Annotated in this window: 19 protein-coding genes and 2 tRNA genes; 6 read left to right on the plus strand and 15 right to left on the minus strand. The window is 63.4% G+C overall.

The features are described 5' to 3' along the window. The 11 genes from F8K16_RS03095 to leuC form a co-directional block, all read right to left on the minus strand. On the minus strand, nucleotides 1-580 hold a 580-nt coding region (locus tag F8K16_RS03095), incomplete at its 3' end, for an acetyl-CoA carboxylase carboxyltransferase subunit beta (protein ID WP_294946797.1). Continuing rightward, complete coding sequence (trpA, locus tag F8K16_RS03100) at nucleotides 577-1407, minus strand: tryptophan synthase subunit alpha (protein ID WP_294946800.1); 831 nt, start codon at nucleotides 1405-1407, stop codon at nucleotides 577-579. The genes F8K16_RS03095 and trpA, both read right to left, overlap by 4 nt. Next, nucleotides 1407-2612, minus strand: a complete 1206-nt coding sequence (gene trpB, locus F8K16_RS03105) for a tryptophan synthase subunit beta (RefSeq protein ID WP_294946803.1) — start codon at nucleotides 2610-2612, stop codon at nucleotides 1407-1409. The genes trpA and trpB overlap by 1 nt, the downstream gene beginning before the upstream one ends. Beyond that, entirely contained in the window at nucleotides 2609-3238 is a 630-nt protein-coding gene (locus tag F8K16_RS03110) for a phosphoribosylanthranilate isomerase (protein ID WP_294946806.1), read from the minus strand. The genes trpB and F8K16_RS03110 overlap by 4 nt, the downstream gene beginning before the upstream one ends. Beyond that, nucleotides 3235-4035, minus strand: a complete 801-nt coding sequence (truA, locus tag F8K16_RS03115; RefSeq protein WP_294946809.1) for a tRNA pseudouridine(38-40) synthase TruA — start codon at nucleotides 4033-4035, stop codon at nucleotides 3235-3237. The genes F8K16_RS03110 and truA overlap by 4 nt, the downstream gene beginning before the upstream one ends. A gap of 13 nt (nucleotides 4036-4048) precedes the next feature. Then, the gene (locus tag F8K16_RS03120) at nucleotides 4049-5071 is read right to left on the minus strand and encodes an aspartate-semialdehyde dehydrogenase (protein ID WP_294946812.1); all 1023 of its coding nucleotides are present in this window, start codon (nucleotides 5069-5071) and stop codon (nucleotides 4049-4051) included. A 114-nt stretch (nucleotides 5072-5185) separates the two neighbouring features. Next, the gene (locus F8K16_RS03125) at nucleotides 5186-5662 is read right to left on the minus strand and encodes a polymer-forming cytoskeletal protein (RefSeq protein ID WP_294946815.1); all 477 of its coding nucleotides are present in this window, start codon (nucleotides 5660-5662) and stop codon (nucleotides 5186-5188) included. Then, entirely contained in the window at nucleotides 5572-6534 is a 963-nt protein-coding gene (locus F8K16_RS03130) for a peptidoglycan DD-metalloendopeptidase family protein (RefSeq protein WP_294946818.1), read from the minus strand. Before F8K16_RS03130 ends, F8K16_RS03125 begins: the two co-directional genes overlap by 91 nt. Before the next feature lie 6 nt (nucleotides 6535-6540). After that, complete coding sequence (gene leuB, locus F8K16_RS03135; protein ID WP_294946821.1) at nucleotides 6541-7614, minus strand: 3-isopropylmalate dehydrogenase; 1074 nt, start codon at nucleotides 7612-7614, stop codon at nucleotides 6541-6543. Nucleotides 7615-7624: 10 nt separating this feature from the next. Then, on the minus strand, nucleotides 7625-8299 hold the full coding sequence (gene leuD, locus F8K16_RS03140) for a 3-isopropylmalate dehydratase small subunit (RefSeq protein ID WP_294946823.1): 675 nt from the start codon (nucleotides 8297-8299) through the stop codon (nucleotides 7625-7627). Between the two features lie 12 nt (nucleotides 8300-8311). Continuing rightward, entirely contained in the window at nucleotides 8312-9727 is a 1416-nt protein-coding gene (gene leuC, locus F8K16_RS03145; RefSeq protein ID WP_294946824.1) for a 3-isopropylmalate dehydratase large subunit, read from the minus strand. A gap of 77 nt (nucleotides 9728-9804) precedes the next feature. Between leuC and queE the strand changes: the two genes are divergently transcribed. From queE to F8K16_RS03175, 6 genes are all read left to right on the plus strand, one after another. Further along, nucleotides 9805-10437, plus strand: a complete 633-nt coding sequence (gene queE, locus F8K16_RS03150) for a 7-carboxy-7-deazaguanine synthase (RefSeq protein WP_294946827.1) — start codon at nucleotides 9805-9807, stop codon at nucleotides 10435-10437. Between the two features lie 176 nt (nucleotides 10438-10613). Then, a complete protein-coding gene (locus F8K16_RS03155) occupies nucleotides 10614-11963 on the plus strand; it encodes a cytochrome c (RefSeq protein WP_294946830.1) in 1350 nt (449 codons plus the stop codon). Nucleotides 11964-11977: 14 nt separating this feature from the next. Next, the gene (locus F8K16_RS03160) at nucleotides 11978-13204 is read left to right on the plus strand and encodes a hypothetical protein (protein ID WP_294946832.1); all 1227 of its coding nucleotides are present in this window, start codon (nucleotides 11978-11980) and stop codon (nucleotides 13202-13204) included. Between the two features lie 14 nt (nucleotides 13205-13218). Further along, nucleotides 13219-13596 (plus strand): hypothetical protein, encoded by a 378-nt coding sequence (locus F8K16_RS03165; RefSeq protein ID WP_294946835.1) that lies wholly within the window; start codon nucleotides 13219-13221, stop codon nucleotides 13594-13596. 2 nt (nucleotides 13597-13598) lie between these two features. Next, nucleotides 13599-14885, plus strand: coding sequence for an FCSD flavin-binding domain-containing protein (locus F8K16_RS03170; protein ID WP_294946838.1), 1287 nt, complete (start codon nucleotides 13599-13601; stop codon nucleotides 14883-14885). 11 nt (nucleotides 14886-14896) lie between these two features. Then, the gene (locus F8K16_RS03175; protein ID WP_294946841.1) at nucleotides 14897-15586 is read left to right on the plus strand and encodes a c-type cytochrome; all 690 of its coding nucleotides are present in this window, start codon (nucleotides 14897-14899) and stop codon (nucleotides 15584-15586) included. 116 nt (nucleotides 15587-15702) lie between these two features. Here the strand turns inward: F8K16_RS03175 and F8K16_RS03180 are convergent. The 4 genes from F8K16_RS03180 to F8K16_RS03195 form a co-directional block, all read right to left on the minus strand. Further along, nucleotides 15703-15779: transfer RNA gene (locus F8K16_RS03180), tRNA-Arg, on the minus strand. A gap of 64 nt (nucleotides 15780-15843) precedes the next feature. Continuing rightward, nucleotides 15844-15936: transfer RNA gene (locus tag F8K16_RS03185), tRNA-Ser, on the minus strand. Between the two features lie 51 nt (nucleotides 15937-15987). Continuing rightward, a complete protein-coding gene (locus F8K16_RS03190) occupies nucleotides 15988-17577 on the minus strand; it encodes a diguanylate cyclase (RefSeq protein ID WP_294946844.1) in 1590 nt (529 codons plus the stop codon). A 137-nt stretch (nucleotides 17578-17714) separates the two neighbouring features. Next, on the minus strand, nucleotides 17715-18657 hold a 943-nt coding region (locus F8K16_RS03195), incomplete at its 5' end, for a signal recognition particle protein (protein WP_367122697.1).

Raw genomic sequence — 18657 nt, forward strand, 5'->3', positions numbered from 1 at the left:
GTCCCGCCTCGCGCAGGCGCCCCAGCGCCGCGGAGGTCTTGGCCATCTGCATCAGGGAGAACAGCGACTCCTGCATACGGGCGCCGCCGGAGGCAGAGAAGACCACAAAGGGACATTGCAGCTCCAGCGCCTTGTTGACGCCACGGACGAACTTCTCGCCCACCACGGAGCCCATGGAACCGCCCATGAACTTGAACTCGAAGGCGCCGGCGACCATCTGCAGACCTTCCACATCGCCCACCATCATGATCAGCGCGTCCTTCTCGCCGGTGGCCTTCTGGGCCTGACTGATGCGGTCCCTGTACTTCTTCTGGTCGCGGAAACCGAGAATGTCAATGGGGGACACTTCGGCGGCGATCTCCTGCGCCGTACCCGCGTCGAACAGGTGCTTGAGGCGTTCACGCGCGCCGATGCGCATGTGATGGCCGCACTTGGGGCACACATGCAGGTTGCGCTCCAGCTCGGCGCGGTAGAGCACATTCTCACACTTGGGACACTTGACCCACAGCCCCTCCGGAATGGAGCGCTTGCGCTCCGTCGCCCGCTTGATGCTGGGCAGAATGCGATCAAACCAGTTCATGACGACTGCTCCCTGTCAGCCCGGTCCACGCCGGCGCGGAAAGGCGCCAGCGCCTCTTTCAGGCGCGCGGTCACCTGCTCGCAGGGCGCGCCCACCATGGATTCCATCTCTCTGACCAGCGCCGACCCGACGATGACGGCATCGCCCAGTCTGGCCATCTCGTAGGCCCGTTCGCCATCACGGATGCCGAAACCGATGCCCACCGGCCGGTTCATGCGCCGTTTCAGCACGGCCACATGTTCGGCCACGTCCTGCACATCCAGCGCGTCGGCGCCGGTGACCCCCTTGAGGGAGACGTAATAGACGAAGCCGCTACCCTCCGCCTCCACCGCCTGCAGGCGGCTTTCCGGCGTGGTGGGCGCCACCAGAAAGATGCGGTCCAGCCCTTCGGCGGCCAGCGCCTCCAGATAGCCGTCGACGGCCTCCTCCGGCGGCATGTCCACCGTCAGCACGCCATCCACGCCCGCCTCGCGCGCACGCAGGGCGAAGGGCGCATAGCCCATGGCCTCCACCGGATTGTCATAGCCCATCAGCACGATGGGGGTGTCCTGATCCTTCTGCCGGAAGGTCTCCACCATCTCCAGCACCTGCGCCAGCGAGGTGCCGTGGGCCAGCGCCCGCTCGGTGGCCTTCTGGATCACCGGACCGTCCGCCATGGGGTCGGAAAAGGGCACGCCCAGTTCGATCAGGTCGGCGCCCGCCTCCACCAGCGCGTGCATCATGGCGACGGTGCAGTCCGGATGGGGATCGCCCGCGGTGATGTAGGGAATCAGCGCCGTGCGCCCTTCTGCGCGCAGACGGTCGAAGGTTGCTGCAATGCGGCTCATCAGTATTCAAACCCTTCTACGGCGGCCAGGGTCTTCATGTCCTTGTCCCCCCGACCGGACAGATTGACGATCATCATGCGCTCCGCCCCCAGCTCGGGCGCCAGCTTCTTCGCGTACGCCAGCGCGTGGCTGGATTCCAGCGCCGGCAGGATGCCTTCCAGCCGGGTCAGGTCACGGCAGGCGTCCAGCGCCTCCTCGTCGGTCACCGCCACGTAGTTGGCGCGGCCGATGTCCTTCAGCCAGGCGTGCTCCGGTCCCACGCCGGGGTAATCCAGCCCGGCGGAAATGGAGTGAGTGCCGAGGATCTGGCCGTTGTCATCCTGCATCAGATAGGTGCGGTTGCCGTGCAGCACGCCCGGCCGACCGGCGCACAGCGGCGCGGCGTGCTGGCCGGTCTCCAGTCCGTGCCCGGCCGCCTCCACACCGTAGAGGGCCACTTCCTCATCCGGCAGGAACTCATAGAACAGACCGATGGCGTTGGATCCGCCGCCCACACAGGCCACCAGCGCGTCCGGCAGGCGCCCCGTCTTCTCCAGAATCTGCTGCCGGGCCTCGCGACCGATGACCGCCTGGAAGTCGCGCACCATTTCCGGATAGGGGTGCGGACCGGCCACGGTGCCGATGATGTAGAAGGTGTCGTCCACATGGGTGACCCAGTCGCGCATGGCCTCGTTGAGCGCGTCCTTGAGCGTGCGCGTGCCGGAGGTGACCGGCACCACCTCGGCGCCGAGCATCTTCATGCGCGCCACATTGGGGGCCTGACGGGCCACATCGTCCGCGCCCATGTAGACCACGCACTCCAGCCCCAGTCGCGCCGCCACGGTGGCGGAGGCCACGCCGTGCTGGCCGGCGCCGGTCTCGGCGATGATGCGCGTCTTGCCCAGCCTGCGGGCCAGCAGCGCCTGTCCGATGGTGTTGTTCACCTTGTGGGCGCCGGTATGGTTGAGGTCCTCGCGCTTGAGGTAGATCTTCGCCCCGCCCCAGGCCTCGGTCAGCCGCTCGGCGAAATAGAGCGGCGAGGGCCGACCCACATAGTCGCGCAGGTCGGCGTCCAGCTCGGCCCAGAACTGCGGGTCCCGCTTGAGGGTGTGATACTGCTGCTTTAGCTCCTCCAGCGCCGCCATGAGCGTCTCCGGCGCGAAGATGCCGCCGTAAGGGCCGAAATGGCCGCGCGTGTCGGGAAACTGGCTGTAATCAATGGTCATGAATCGGTGTCCGCCCTGTTGACTGCTGCGGTGAATTGAACAATTTTACCTGAATCCTTGATGCCCTTTTCCCTTTCCACGCCCCCGCTGACGTCCACCCCCCAGGGCCGCACCTGACGGATGGCGTCGGCCACATTCCCGGGCGTCAGCCCGCCGGCGAGGATCACCGGCAGGTCGATGTCCGTGCGTGCCAGCGACCAGTCGAATGCCTCGCCGGTGCCGCCGGGTACGCCGGGGCGGAAGGTATCCAGCAGCAGCCCCTGCGCCTCATGGTAGCGCCGGGCCAGCGCGTCCAGATCCGTTTCGGGCTTCATGCGCACCGCCTTGATGAACGGCTGACCGAATCGGGCGCAGAATTCAGGGGGCTCGTTGCCGTGAAACTGGAGCAGATCCAGCGGCACCTCGGTGAGCACGGTTTCCACGAAATCCTCGGCGGGATCCACGAACAGCCCCACGGTGGTGACAAAGGGTGGCAGAACGTCCACCACCTCCCACGCCTCGGCAATATCCACCGCCCTGGGACTTCTGTCATAGAAGACCAGTCCGATGGCGTCCGCCCCCGCCTCGGCAGCGGCAAGGGCGTCCTCAGGGCGGGTGATGCCGCAGATCTTGATGCGCGTTCTCACGATGCACCTCCACATTGCCACACCACGCAGTCGGGCTGCCGTTCAGGAATGGCCAGCGCCGGCGGGTAGATGGCGGTGACGAAATAGAGCCCCTGCGCCGGAGCGGTTTCCGCCGCCTGCGTGCGGTCCCGCAGTGCCAGCAGCTCGCCCATCCAGTTCTCCGGCCGTTCGCCGGTGCCGACGCGGATGAGGCTGCCGACGATATTGCGCACCATGTGGTGCAGAAAGGCGTTGGCGCGGATGTCAACCAGCACCAGCGCCCCCTGCCGGCTCACCCGAATCCACTGCACATTGCGGCGCGGATGCTTCGCCTGACAGCCGGCGGCGCGAAAGCTGGAGAAATCATGCTCGCCGATGAGCGCCTGCGCCGCCCGGTGCATGCGGGAAGCATCCAGCGGGTCTCGCACCGGCGTCACCCGCCCGCGCAGGAGCGCCGAGGGGGTGGTGTCGTTGTAGATGACATAGCGGTACTGGCGGGCCATGGCACTGAAGCGGGCGTCGAAGTCGCCGGCCACCGGCTTCACCCAGCGGATGCGCACATCATCGGGCAGATGGGTATTGGCGCCATCCACCCAGGCACGATCAGGACGGCGGGCGTCGGTGTCGAAGTGCACCACCTGGTTGAGCGCATGCACGCCGGTGTCGGTGCGTCCGGCGCAGCGCACCTGCACCGGTGCCGCGGCGATGCGGGACAGGGCCGTCTCTACCTGCGTCTGCACGGCCCGGCAGTGGTCCTGATGCTGCCAGCCGCAATAGCCGCTGCCGTCATATTCGATGCCCAGCGCGTAGCGCGCCATCCGTCGCAGGCCTTTACAGATATTTCTCGATCAGCAGCTCGGCGATCTGCACCGTGTTGGTGGCCGCGCCCTTGCGCACATTGTCGGCCACCACCCACAGGTTCAGCCCGCGCGGATGGGAGATGTCCTCGCGGATGCGGCCCACATAGACCGGATCGGTATCCGCCGCGTCAATGGCGGTGGGATAGCCGCCTTCGGTGCGCTCATCCACCACCACAACGCCGGGGGCCTTCTCCAGCAGGGCGCGGGCCTCCTCGGCGGTGATCTTGTCACGGGTCTCGATGTGGATCGCCTCGCTGTGGCCATAGAACACCGGCACGCGCACGGCGGTGGGGTTCACCTGAATGGTGTCATCGCCCATGATCTTGCGCGTCTCCCACACCATCTTCATCTCTTCCTTGGTGTAGCCGTTGTCCTGGAAGACGTCGATCTGGGGAATGCAGTTGAAGGCGATCTGCTTGGGATAGACCTTCGCCTCCACCGGTTTCAGGTTGAGCAGGTTGGCCGTCTGGGTGGCCAGCTCCTCAATGGCCTCCTTGCCGGAGCCGGACACCGCCTGATAGGTGGCCACGTTGATGCGCTCGATGCCCACCGCATCGTAGATAGGCTTGAGCGCCACCAGCATCTGAATGGTGGAGCAGTTGGGGTTGGCGATGATGCCGCGGTTTTTGTAGCCGGCCACCGCATCAGGGTTCACCTCCGGCACCACCAGCGGGATGTCGTCGTCGTAGCGGAACTGGGAAGTGTTGTCCACCACCACGCAGCCTGCGGCCGCCGCCCTGGGCGCATAGATTTTGGAGACGCTGGCCCCCGGCGAGAACAGACCGATCTGCGCCTTCGAGAAGTCGAAGGTTTCCATGTCCAGCACCTCCACCCAGCTGCCGTTGAACTCCACCTTCTTGCCGGCGGAGCGGCTGGAGGCCAGCGGATAGAGATTGCGCACCGGGAACTTGCGCTCCTCCAGCACGCGCAGGATGGTCTCACCTACGGCGCCGGTCGCACCGGCCACCGCCACGTCGTACAGCTTCTCTGCCATGTCAAAATCCTCGAAATTGCCTCAAATTCGCTTCAAACCCATGCCTGATGGGGATTTTTCCGAACGTGCCGCAGCGGGCCGCACACGCATCCCGCAAAATTGGGGGAGACCCCGTCAGCGGGAGGCTTTTTCCTCTTCCTCCACCACCGTGGCCACCTGCTCCGGCTGCCGACCCAGCGCGGCCACCCGTTCCGGCGCCACCAGGTTCAGCTCCAGCACGGTGATGTCGCCCGCCTCACCCAGATCCATGCTCTGACCGAGGAAACGCCCACCCTCCTCAATGGTCATGCGTCCGGTGTGCAGCTCACCCCGCACCGTGCCGGCAGCCATGATGTCCAGCTGCTCGCACACCACACGGCCGTCCACCTCGCCATTGACCACCAGATGCTTCGCCTTGACGGCGCCATCAATGCGGCCACGCGGGCCGACGATCACCTCCGCCTCGGAGACCACCAGCCCTTCGACGGTGCCCTCCACATAGAGCGGCCCCTTGAGCCCCTCTATTTCTCCGCGGATGACGCTGCCTTCGGCGATGACGGTGGCGCCAGTTCCCTTACGTACCTGCTGGCCTGATTTGCCAAAGAGTCCCATGGCACTTGCCTCACCTGTTTGAAAATGGAACGGAAGTCCTGCAGCGTCCAGTGGGTGAACGGCCGGGGATCCAGCGCCCGCTGGATGAACGACAGCTGATAATGCAGGTGGGAGCCGGTGGACAGCCCCGTGTTGCCCATCAGGCCGATCACCTGCCCCTTGTGCACCACCTCGCCGTTCTTGACCAGCACCTTGCTCAGATGCCCATACAGGGAGCGGAAGCCGAAGGCGTGATCCAGCAGCACCATCTTGCCGTAACCGCTCGCCTTGTGATAACCGGCATATTCCACCACGCCATCAGCGGTGGCGATCACCTTGTCACCCGTTCTGCCCCGGTAGTCCAGCCCCTTGTGGAACTCCCTGTTTCCCGTGACGGGATGCTTGCGCCAGCCGAAACGGGAGGAGATGCCCACGAAGCGCAGCACCGGATGGCCATTGGGGATCACCTGCAGCAGGTAGCGCTTGGTGCCCGCATCCACATGCACCCGGGCGATGCGCGCCTCCAACGGCAGCTCCGCCGCCGGCGCCGCGCCCAGCATGGCCTCGATGGCCTTGACCGAAGCATCCAGCTGGGCCAGACGCGCCCCCTTCTCTTCCAGCTGGGCACTGAGGGCGTTGTTGCGCTGCTGCAGCGCCGAGAGCATCTGCGCCAGCCGCCCCAGCGTCTGCTCGTAGCGCTGCACGGCCGCCTCGCGGCGCTGATGCAGCAGCTCCACCTCGTGGTTGAGCAGCATCATGTAGGTGACGCTCAGCAGCACCAGCACCGCCAGCGCCACCAGCCCCCACCAGAAGAACCGCTTCACCAGCTGGTTGAAGGTGTAGTGACGCGCGCCGTGGGCGTCACTGATGGTAATGGTGAAGTGGTTCTTCATGAAGGCTTACAGGGCCGCCACCACCGCATCGCCCATGGCGGAGCAGCTCACCTTCTCGGTGCCCTCCGTCCAGATGTCGGCGGTGCGCAGCCCCTGATCCAGCACTTTGCTCACCGCCTGCTCGATGCGATCCGCAAGCTCCGGCGCGCCCAGCGAGTAGCGCAGCATCATGGCGGCGGAGAGAATGGTGGCCAGCGGGTTGGCGATGTCCTGACCGGCGATGTCCGGCGCCGAGCCGTGGGACGGCTCGTACATGCCCTTGTTCTCGCTGTTGAGGGAGGCCGACGGCAGCATGCCGATGGAGCCGGTCAGCATGGACGCCTCGTCGGAGAGGATGTCGCCGAACATGTTGCCGGTGAGCATCACGTCGAACTGCTTGGGCCAGCGCACCAGCTGCATGGCGGCGTTGTCCACCAGCATGTGCTCCAGCTCCACGTCGGGATACTCCTTCGCCACCTCGGTGACCACTTCCTTCCACAGCTCGGTCACCTCCAGCACGTTGGACTTGTCAATGGAGGTGACTTTATTATTGCGCTTCTGCGCCGCCTGGAAGGCGACATGGGCAATGCGGCGGATCTCCGACTCGGAATAGACGTAGGTGTTGAAACCCTCGCGCTCGCCATTATCCAGCGTGCGGATGCCGCGCGGCTGGCCGAAGTAGATACCGCCGGTCAGCTCACGCACGATGAGGATGTCCAGCCCGCTGACCACCTCCGGCTTGAGGCTGGAGGCATGGGCCAGCTGTGGATAGAGCATGGCGGGGCGCAGGTTGGCGAACAGCTCCAGCCCGGAACGCAGACCCAGAAGCCCCTTTTCCGGACGCTTGTCCCGCGGCAGGCTGTCATACTGCGGCCCGCCCACGGCGCCCAGCAGAATGGCATCCGCCTCCCGTGCGGCGGCCATGGTCTCCTCCGGCAGCGGCGAGCCGGTCTCGTCATAGGCGGCACCGCCCACCAGGCCTTCCTGCATCTCGATGTCCAGCGCGCCCTCTTCCTTCAGACGGTTGAGCACCTTGACCGCCTGGGCGGTGATTTCCGGGCCGATGCCATCACCGGGCAGAATCAGAACCTTCTTGCTCATTCCTTCATCCTCAGATCTGGTTGTACTTTTCCGCAATCTCGCGCAGGTGCATGAACAGCCACGGCGCCTCCTGCTTGCGCCGCTCCTCATAGGCGCGGATCTCATCAGCGTGCTGCAGCGTCAGCCCGATGTCATCCAGCCCCTCCAGCAGGCAGTGGCGCCGGAAGGGGTCCACCTCGAAGCGGATCACCTCACCGTCGGGCCTGGTCAATGTCTGTGCCTCCAGATCCACGGTGAGCATGTAGCCCTCCTGCGCCTCCACCTCCTTGAACAGCTGATCCACCGTCTCTTCCGGCAGCACGATGGGCAGAATGCCGTTCTTGAAGCAGTTGTTGAAGAAAATCTCGGCGAAGCTGGGGGCGATGATCACATCGAAGCCATAGTCCTTCAGCGCCCAGGGGGCGTGCTCCCGACTGGAGCCGCAGCCGAAGTTCTCCCGCGCCAGCAGGATCTTCGCCCCCTGATAGCGGGGCTGGTTGAGGACGAAATCCGGGTTGAGCGGACGGTTGCTGCAGTCCTGCCCCGGCTCACCCACATCCAGATAGCGCCACTCGTCAAACAGGTTGGGGCCGAAGCCGGTACGCCGGATCGACTTGAGAAACTGCTTGGGAATGATGGCATCCGTGTCCACATTGGCCCGGTCCAGCGGGGCCACGATGGCGGTCAGACGTCCGAACTTTTCCATGACCGGGCCTCCTTACAGAAATTCACGCACATCGACGAAATGACCGGCGATGGCCGCTGCCGCCGCCATCTGCGGGCTGACCAGATGGGTGCGCCCGCCCGCCCCCTGCCTGCCTTCGAAATTGCGGTTGGACGTGGAAGCACAGTGCTTCTTCGGCGGCAGACGGTCGGCGTTCATGGCCAGACACATGGAACAGCCGGGATTGCGCCACTCGAAGCCGGCCTCCTTGAAGATGACATCCAGCCCTTCCTCTTCCGCCTGCTTCTTGACCAGACCGGAGCCGGGCACCACCAGCGCCTGCTCCACCCGGTCGGACACCTTGCGCCCCCTGACCACCTCGGCGGCGGCGCGCAGATCCTCGATGCGGGAGTTGGTGCAGGAGCCGATGAAGACATAATCCACCGGAATGTCGGTGGCCTTCATGCCCGCTTCCAGACCCATGTATTCCAGCGCACGGCGCATGCCGTTGGCCTTGACCGGATCGCTCTCATGATCCGGGTTGGGCACGGTGCCGTCGATGTCGATGACCATCTCAGGCGAGGTGCCCCAGCTCACCTGCGGCTTGATCTGCGAGCCGTCGAACTCGATGACCACATCGAATTCGGCATCCGGGTCGGAGTGAAGCGTCTTCCAGTGTTCCACCGCCTTGTCCCACAGCTCGCCGGTGGGCGCAAAGGGACGCCCCTTCACATACTCGATGGTCTTCTCGTCCACCGCCACCATGCCGGCACGCGCGCCCGCCTCGATGGCCATGTTGCACACGGTCATGCGCCCTTCGATGGACATGTCACGGAACACCTGCCCGCCGAACTCGATGGCGTAGCCGGTGCCGCCGGCGGTGCCGATCTCGCGGATGATGTAGAGGATCACATCCTTCGGTCCCACGCCCGGCTGCAGCTGCCCGTCCACCTTGATGAGCATGTTCTTCATCTTCTTCTGGATCAGACACTGGGTGGCCAGCACATGCTCCACCTCGGAGGTGCCGATGCCGTGGGCCAGACAGCCCAGCGCGCCATGGGTAGAGGTGTGGGAGTCGCCGCACACCACGGTCATGCCCGGCAGGGTCGCCCCCTCTTCCGGCCCCACCACGTGCACGATGCCCTGACGGGGATCACCCATGGGGAACTCCAGAATGCCGAACTCCTTCGCGTTCCTGTCCAGCGTCAGCACCTGAATGCGGGAAATGGGATCTTCGATGGTTTCCGGCCCGCCCTTGAGTTCCGTGGTGGGCACATTGTGATCCGGCGTGGCCAGATTGGCGTCCACCCGCCACGGCTTGCGACCGGCCAGGCGCAGGCCCTCGAACGCCTGCGGCGAGGTCACTTCGTGCAGCAGATGCCGGTCGATGTAGATCAGCGCGGTGCCGTCTTCCTCCTGACGCACCACATGTTCGTCCCAGAGCTTGTCGTAAAGGGTCTTTCCTGCCATGGCCTGTTGCTCTTAACGGATGGTTAATCGGGAAATTATAGCAGTAAAATGTGGCTTTCCCTTTCCGGAGCCCGCCGATGGCCTACCGCATCAAGGAAGTGTTCTACTCGCTGCAGGGTGAGGGATTTCACAGCGGCCGCCCGGCCATCTTCTGCCGCTTCAGCCACTGCAACCTGTGGACGGGGCTGGAAAAGGACCGTGCCCACGCCATCTGCCGCTTCTGCGATACGGATTTCGTCGGCACCGACGGGCAGAACGGCGGCGTGTTCGACAGCGCCGAGGCGCTCACCCGACACCTGCTCACCTTCTGGCCCGACCCGGACATATCGCCTTTCGTGGTGCTCACGGGGGGCGAGCCGCTGCTGCAGGTGGACGCGGCACTCATCAGGGCACTTCACGCCGCCGACTTTGAAATCGCCGTGGAAACCAACGGCACCATTGAAGCGCCTGATGAGATCGACTGGCTCTGCGTCAGCCCCAAGGCCGGTGCCCCGCTGAAGCAGACCCATGGCAACGAGCTCAAGCTGGTCTATCCCCAGCCGGAGCTACCCCCTGAAAAGGTGGCTCACCTCTCGTTCGACCATTTCTATCTTCAGCCCATGGACGGGCCGGACATCGAAGTCAACACCCGCGCAGCGCTGGCCTGGTGCCTGCGGCACCCTCAGTGGAAACTGAGCCTGCAGCTGCACAAGATTCTCGACATTGACTGACCACACTATTCAAAATCCCCCTGCTCATATTTTCCACGTCATTTGTAATATTTATGTATTCATAAGACGCACTTATCAAAAAGCACATAAACCTTTAATTTCCAATATGGCATTCCAGTCCATACCATTTTCATCACACTTTTTCGGGCTCAAATTTTTTAATGGAGGAATCCGATATGGACTGGATAGCGCTCTATCCCACATGGTACGACCCGGCCATGGGGTCAGGCTACTGGATCGCTCTGATCGCCACAATCCACGTGGTCTTTTCTCACGCCTCGGTAGGTGCGGCGATCTTTTTTGCCTGGCTGATCAACAAGGCCTACAGGGAAGATCGGCCCGAACTTCTGACCTTTGTCAAACGCTATGGACTCTTCCTGCTGATCTTCTCCTATGTAATGGGGTCGATTACCGGACCCGGTATCTGGTATTCCACTACCGTGGGCAGTCCGAAGGGAATCTCCGCCCTCATTCACTCTTTCGTGTGGAAATGGGCGACAGAATGGGTCTTCTTCGTCATCGAGGTAGTCGGGGTCTACATGCTGATCTATCTGGTCGGCAAGGTGGATAAACGCACCCACACGCTGGTGGCCTTCATCTTTGCCGGCGCCTCCTATGCCACCATGATGCTCATTCTGGGCATTCTCTCCTTCATGATGTGGCCGGGCAGTCCCGAGTGGTTTGCCAAAGGCGGCACCTTCTACTCTTTCTTCGGCCCCAACACCTTCGCCCAGCTGCTGATCCGCACAGGTTTCGCCATGGCCATCACCGCCGTGGTGGGCAGCATCGTCGCTTCCGCCTTCAAGGATGCTGAACTGAAACGGGAAGTGCTGCGCAAACTCGCCGCCTTCGGCCTGCTGGGATCGGTGATCATGTTCGTGTTCTACTTCTGGTATCTGCACACCATTCCGGAAAACGCCGTGGAGGTGTTCCGCAACCGCATGCCCGGCTGGTTCTACCCGGCCGTCGTGACCAGTTACGGACTGATGGTGATCTATTTCCTGACCACGCTGTTCAACACCCGCATTCTCAACCCCGTGCTGGCCAGCATCATGCTCGTGGTCGTCACCTTCATGGGCCTGTTCCCGACAGAGATCACCCGTGAATCCATGCGCAAACCCTATGTGGCCGGCCAGTATGTCTATTCCAACCAGATCATTGCGCGGGATGTGCCGGGTATGGACATCCATGCCGAACTGCCAAAGGTGGCCGAAAAGGGCATTCTCAAGGTGCACCCCTTCCTGCCGGAAAACTACCGCACCATTACGGATGAAAACCGGCTGGAGGTAGGCCGCCAGATCGCCATCATCATGTGCTCCAACTGCCATCAGGTAACCCGCACCGAAGGCATCCGCCCGCTGACCGACTACCTGGGCGGTGTCACCGATGTGGCGCGCATCAAGCGTTACCTGCAGGGCACCGTGGTGGCCGGCAACATCATGTACATGCCTCGCATCCCGCTGAAACCGGCTGAACTGGATGCCCTGGCCGCCTATCTGGCCGATCTGAACGCGCACGCACACTGACAGGAGACACAACCATGGAAGCGATGGATATCAATAGCATTCATGACATGCTCTACGCCCTGCGCGACCCGGCAGGACTGCCCTTCTATCCATGGGCGTTCTTCGGAGTAGGCATTCTGACCTGGGCCATGCACTTTTTCGCCGTGGCGCTGGTGCTGGGTGGTATTGCCGTGGCACTGTGGGGGCTGCACCGGAACACCCCGTACTGGCAGCGGCTGGCCTATGCCATGGCCAACGTGAGCAAGATTGCCGTTTCGGCAGCCATTGTGCTCGGTGTGGCGCCACTGCTGGCGGTACAGGTGTACTACGATCCCATGTGGTACACCTCCAACGTGCTCTCCGCCTACTGGGTGATCGGCTTCATCCTGATTCTCATCGTGGCCTATTCAGCCCACTACGTATTCTATTTCCGCAATAAGGAAAACCCGCAGCGTGCCCGGGCCATCTGGTCCATCATCGTAGCGGGCGCCGGCTATGTGCTGGCCGGTTTCATCATGCACAGTCTCTCCTATCAGACCCTCTCCCCGGAACAGTGGCTCAACTGGTATGCACCCGGGGGACATATCGACAACAGCGGCACCCGGCTGCATGATTTCAACCTGTGGCGTTTCGGCTACTGGCTGGCATTGTCCGTTCCGATCACCGGTGCCTACATGATGGCCTATGCCACCTACTGGTCCACCCGCCGGGATCAGGATCACGCCTGGCTGGATTTCGTCTATCAGCTGGGGGCCCGCTGGGCACTGTGGGGCAGCGTGATGGCCGCAGCGCTGCTGGTGGCCTATTTCGCCTCTCTGCCGGAGAAGCTGAGCGCCTATCGCTCCTCAATCTGGGCGCTGCTGTGGCTGGCGGCTACCCTGCTGCCGGGCGTGATCGCCCTGCGTGCCCGCAACCGGGCCTTTCGCTGTGGTTACCGCCCGGTGCTGGGCGCCACCCTCGGCATGCTGCTGGTGGCTATCGGCCGGGAGATGGTGCGCTATTACGCCATCATTCCCTACTACGACTTCATGGACTACAAGGTCAACCTGGACTGGTTCACCACAGGCGTATTCGGATTCACCTTCCTGGTCCTGGGCGCCTCCACGCTGGGCTATCTTCTGACCGTGGCCTGGAAGGCCGGCAAGACCGAGGGGGTGTATCAGGCATCCGACACCATGCACCTGTGGGGCCGGTTCAATCTGGTCCTGATCATCTTCTGGACTCTGGGCTACTTCGGCCTGATGGCCATCCGCACCTTCTGATGGAGGCACCGACCATGAAACGAATCCTGTTGACTGTTCTCAGCTGCATCGCCTGTCAGGGGTGGGCGGATTCAGCTGTCATCGAATTCACTCCTGCCGAGGCCTTTGCCAAGGACAAACCCGTCAGCGGACAGGTGCTGGGAGACAACTGCTCCGCCTGCCACGGCACGCATGGCGCCTTTTTCAACGAGATCATGCCGCCGCTGGCCGGCATGGACCGGGATACCTTCATCCGCCTGATGTTGGCATTCAAGCAGGGTGTACGCCCCACCATCGTCATGAACGATGTGGCCAAACCCTACAGCCGCGAGGAAATCGAGCGCATGGCCGACTACTTTTCCAACCTGCCGGCCCAGCCATGGTCCCGACAAACGCTGCACGAGGAGAAATGACGATGCTGCTGAATCGACGTGACGTTCTCAAACTGTTCGGTGCCGGCGCGGCCTCGCTGGCGCTGCCCCATGGCGCCCGTGCCGCCGCAGCACCCCGTCTGGTGATCGTAGGCGGCGGCATTGGCGGTGCGGCGCTGGCCAAGTACATGCGCATTCTCAACCGTGACATTCACATTACCGTCATCGAGCCCAATCCGCGCTTCATCTTCTGCCCGGGCAGCAACGAAGTGCTCAATGACGAGGTATCCATCGATGATCTGACCGTCACCTATGACACTCTGCGTCATCGCTATGGCGCCGAGGTCATTCAGGAGCGGGCCGTGGAGATCGACTACGCGGGACACCATGTGCTCACATCTGGCGGCCGCAGGGTCCCCTATGACTGGCTGGCCGTCTCTCCTGGCCCCCAGTTCATCTACGAAGCGGTGGAAGGCTACTCGGAAGCGCTGGCACAGGGTGATTTTCCCCATGCGTGGAAGGCGGGCCCTCAGACACTGCGACTGAAAAAGCTCTACCAGAGCATGCGCCCGGGCGGTGTGGTGGTCATCAGCGCCCCACCCATGCCTTACCGATGCCCACCCGCGCCCTACGAACGGGCAAGTTTCATGGCGGCATGGCTCAAACGGCACAATCCCACTGCAAAGATCCTGATTCTGGACAGCAAGCCGGATTTCATCTTCCAGGCCAACTATGAAGACTACTGGCGTGACAAGTTCGGCTATGGCACCGACCACGCCATGATCGAGTGGGTGGGCAGCCATGAAGGGGGAACGGTCAGACAGCTGGATCCGGCCGCCCACACCGTCATCACTGCAGACGGAGAGCGCATCCGGGCGGATGTGATCAACATCATTCCGCCAGAGAAGGCCGGTCGCTTCGCTTTTGACACCGGTCTGACCCTCGGCCGTGACTGGGTGCCGGTCAACCCCTACGACTTCCGAAGCCGCAAGGACCCCAACGTATTCGTGCTGGGTGATGCTGCTGAAGCGGATCCCATGGTCAAGACCGGCTATGTGGCCTCAAACCAGGCCAAATGGATCGCCCAGATCATTCATGGAGAAATGACGGGACGGGATCCGGGCAATCCTCTCTGGACCAACAACTGCGTGGCCATGGCGGGAGACGACTACGGCATGACGGTGACGGACACCTACCGTTACCACGGCGGCAAAATCGTCACACAGGAGACGCTGATAGCCAATCCATCGCACAACCCGCATCTGAATGCCCTGCGCGCCAGCATCGCCAGAAACTGGCAGCGCAGCTTCCGTCGCGACATCTTCGAATGAGGAGAACGGGAATGAAAAAAACGTTGACAGGCCTGATGATCTGCGTGCTCTGCCTGCCGGCAGGACATGCCGGGGAAACGACACCCTCCATCAGAGAGTGGACCCCGGCAGCCTGGTATGAGACCATGCGCCTGAAGCCGGCCGGAGATGCCACGCGTGGTGCCCGGCTGGCCAAGGTGGGCTATTGCTACACCTGTCACGGCGACCAGGGCGTGGCGCCTTCTCGCAATGCGCCCTCTCTGGCGGCCCAGAATGAAACCTATCTCTACAAGACCTTGCTGGATTTCCGCTCCAGGCTCTGGTGGGCGGATCACAAGGATGACGGCATGCATGCGCTGGCACGCACCTTCACAAAGCAGGACCTGGCGGATCTGGCCGCCTATTACGCCACCCGGAAGCTGCCAACCATCCGCAAGGTGAAAAAGGGAGATGTCCACACGGAGAAACTGGTGCGTTTCGGTGACCCGTCTCGGCTGGTGACTTCCTGTGCCGCCTGCCACGGTGCGCACGGAGAGGGTGGCGTCAACGAGGTGCCACGCATTGAAGGACAGAGCTATCTCTACCTCAAGCGGCAGCTGACCCTGTTCAAGGAAGGCAGGCGGCACAATGACGTCGGCGCAGGCATGCGGTTCGTCACCGAAGCGCTAAGCGAGGACGAACTGGACAGACTGGCCCGTTACTACGCCAATGGTCAGAAATAGCGACACGCTGAGGATGAGACATCCCTCCCCGCCACGGCGGGGTTTTTTATGCCTGTAAGCCAAAACGAAAAAGCCCCGCAAGGAGGAGGGGGAACCTTGCGGGGCCGGGAGGTGTATGGCGCGCTCGGGAGGACTCGAACCTCCAACCGCCTGGTTCGTAGCCAGGTACTCTATCCAGTTGAGCTACGAGCGCTGAATTCGATAGGCGCGGATTGTAGTGGCGCCGTTTCGCACTGTCAAGGCCGAAGCCGTGAAAATGGCGGTGAAGGAGGGATTCGAACCCTCGATGGGCCTGTTAAGCCCATACTCCCTTAGCAGGGGAGCGCCTTCAGCCTCTCGGCCACTTCACCGTCATGTGCGGGGCGTATCTTACTGACCCGCTCGTCATTTGTAAAGGCGCCTCAGGCGTCGTCACGCTCCAGCGCGCGCCAGAAGAGGACACGATCACGCCCCGTTTCCTTGGCGGCATAGAGCGCTTCATCGGCACGGCGCAGCAGGGTCTCCACATCCCGGCCATCCTGTGGCGCACAGGCCACGCCGATGGACGTGCTGACCGTCACCGTTTCCGCCCCCAGCTGCACCGGCTGCCGCACGGCCTGCAGAATCTTCTCCGCCACGGTGCGGGCCGCCTCGCAGGGCGCGTCTGCCGCAAGCAGCACCACGAACTCGTCACCCCCCCAGCGGGCCAAGGTATCACTCTCCCGCAGCACGGTGCGCACCCGTCGGGCAATGGTTTCCAGCAGGCGGTCGCCCATGGCATGGCCCAGGGTGTCGTTGACCCGCTTGAAGCCGTCTAGGTCGAAGAACAGCAGCGCCAGTCCACCTCCTTCACGACTCATGCGCGCCAGCGCCATGTCAATGCGGTCTTCCAGCAGCACGCGGTTGGGCAGGCCGGTGAGCGCATCATGCAGCGCCATGTGCTCGATACGCTGCTGCTGCAGGTGCATCTCATGCACATCCCGCAGAATGCCGGTGAGGCGTGTCCCATTCTCTCCCACCTCCACCAGGAAGCGGCCTTCATGCCAGCGCCCTTCGTAGTCATCCGGGCGGGTGAGCAGCCGCAGCCGCAGAGCAAAGCGCCCCTGCTCCGCCTCGGTCAGCGCGTCGGTGAAGGCCTTGCGATCCTGCGGATGGATCAGATCGATGAAGTTGCGGGTCCTGCGGGCCTGCAACAGGCCTTGCAGGACTTCGTTGCCATCAATCACCTCCCCGTCGGAGGTCATCTCCACCACCGGCTCGCCCAGCGCGTCCAGAAGGTGACGATACTTGATCAGGGCCTCACGGTGAGCGGCCATATGGCGGCACAGCCGGTTGAACGCCTCCAGCGCCTGACAGAACTCGTCACAGCCATCGTCCCCGCACTCCGGTTCAGCCGCCTGCCGGCAGCACCGACCGGGCATCTGCCGGAGGTCAAACCCGCGCAGCCGCTCGATGAGCGTTTCGATCAGCCGCCGCTTGCGCTCAAGCCAGCGGCCGATGACCAGCATGATCACCAGTCCCGCCAGGGTAATGGCCATCAGCGGCCGGCGCATGAACTGCCAGTAATCGAGATAGAAGGACGCTTCCACGGTGACGTGCAGGCGGGTATGGGCATCCAACGGCAGCGTGGAAGAGGCGGCATAGCGGGGCGTCTCGCCCGCCAGCAGCGCAGCCCACGGCGTCAACAGTCCGCTTTCCGCCCTTGGCACTTCGCCGTTATGAGCCACAACCTGCCCATCACGCACCAGCGCCATGTGGATGCCGGGAAAGCGCAGCTGCGCCAGAAAATCGGGCCATCTGTCCGGGTGGTCCTGCACACGCCCCCACTGGCTCGCCACATGCATGCTGCGCAGATGGTCCATCACCAGCGTCAGTTCCGCATGCGCCAGCGAGCGCACCTGCTGCAGGAAGGAGTAGGTGCCCACCAGCCAGATGAGCACGAACACGGCCAGCAGGCTATAGAGGATGCGCCTGCGGGCCTCGTGAGTAAAGCTGCGAGATGGCCTGCTCAACCTTCAAACCCTCATGGAGACGGGGTCTCCCCTGTTTTTACAGGATGCTCCGCTGTCGCGCCGCAGCCGGACCGGATTTTTCCTGCCCATGGAGCAAAAAACGCCCCGAACGGGGCGTTGCGCGCTTTTTCATCTGCTCAGCGGCGGCCAAAGGGCAGCCCTCCGCCCGGCGGCATGCCCGGCAGACCGCCCGGACCGCCGGCGCCCCCCATCCCGGGCAGCTTGCCGCCCAGTCCGCGCATGAGGTTTTTCATGCCACCCTTGGAGAGCTTCTTCATCATCTTGCGCATCTGCTCGAACTGCTTGAGCAGGCGGTTGACGTCCTGCACCTGCACGCCCGCCCCGCGGGCGATGCGCCGCTTGCGCGAGCCCTTGATGATGGCCGGATGGCGCCGCTCCTGCAGGGTCATGGAATTGATGATCGCCTCCATGCGCTTGAACTCCTTCTCGGCCACGGAAGGATCCACCTGACCGGCCAACTGCCCCATGCCCGGCAGTTTGCCCATCAGGCCGCCCAGCCCGCCCATGCGGTGGATCTGCCCAAGCTGCTCGCGGAAGTCCTCCAGATCGAACTCGCCGGTCTTCTGCACCTTGCGGGCGAACTTCTCGGCCTTCTTTTTGTCGATCTTGCGCTCAGCCTCCTCGATGAGCGAGAGCACATCGCCCATGCCGAGGATGCGGCCGGCCATGCGGTCCGGATGGAAGGGCTCCAGTCCGTCCAGCTTTTCGCCCACACCGAGGAACTTGATGGGCTTGCCGGTGATCTCGCGGATCGACAGGGCCGCACCACCACGTGCATCGCCATCGGCCTTGGTAAGGATGACACCGGTCAGCGGCAGGGCCTCATGGAAGGCCCGGGCGGTGTTGGCCGCGTCCTGACCGGTCATGGCGTCCACCACGAACAGGGTTTCGGCCGGGTTGAGCACCTCGTGCAGACGCTGGATCTCCGTCATCAGCGCTTCGTCGATGTGCAGGCGACCGGCGGTGTCCACGATGAGCACATCGGCAAAGCTCTTGCGCGCCGCCTCCAGCGCCGCGCGGGCGATCTCCTCCGGTGCCTGATCGGGCGAGGACGGGAAG

Origin of the sequence: Sulfurivirga sp., from assembly GCF_015490265.1 — a bacterium.
In the GTDB taxonomy this organism is placed as follows: Bacteria; Pseudomonadota; Gammaproteobacteria; order Thiomicrospirales; family Thiomicrospiraceae; genus Sulfurivirga.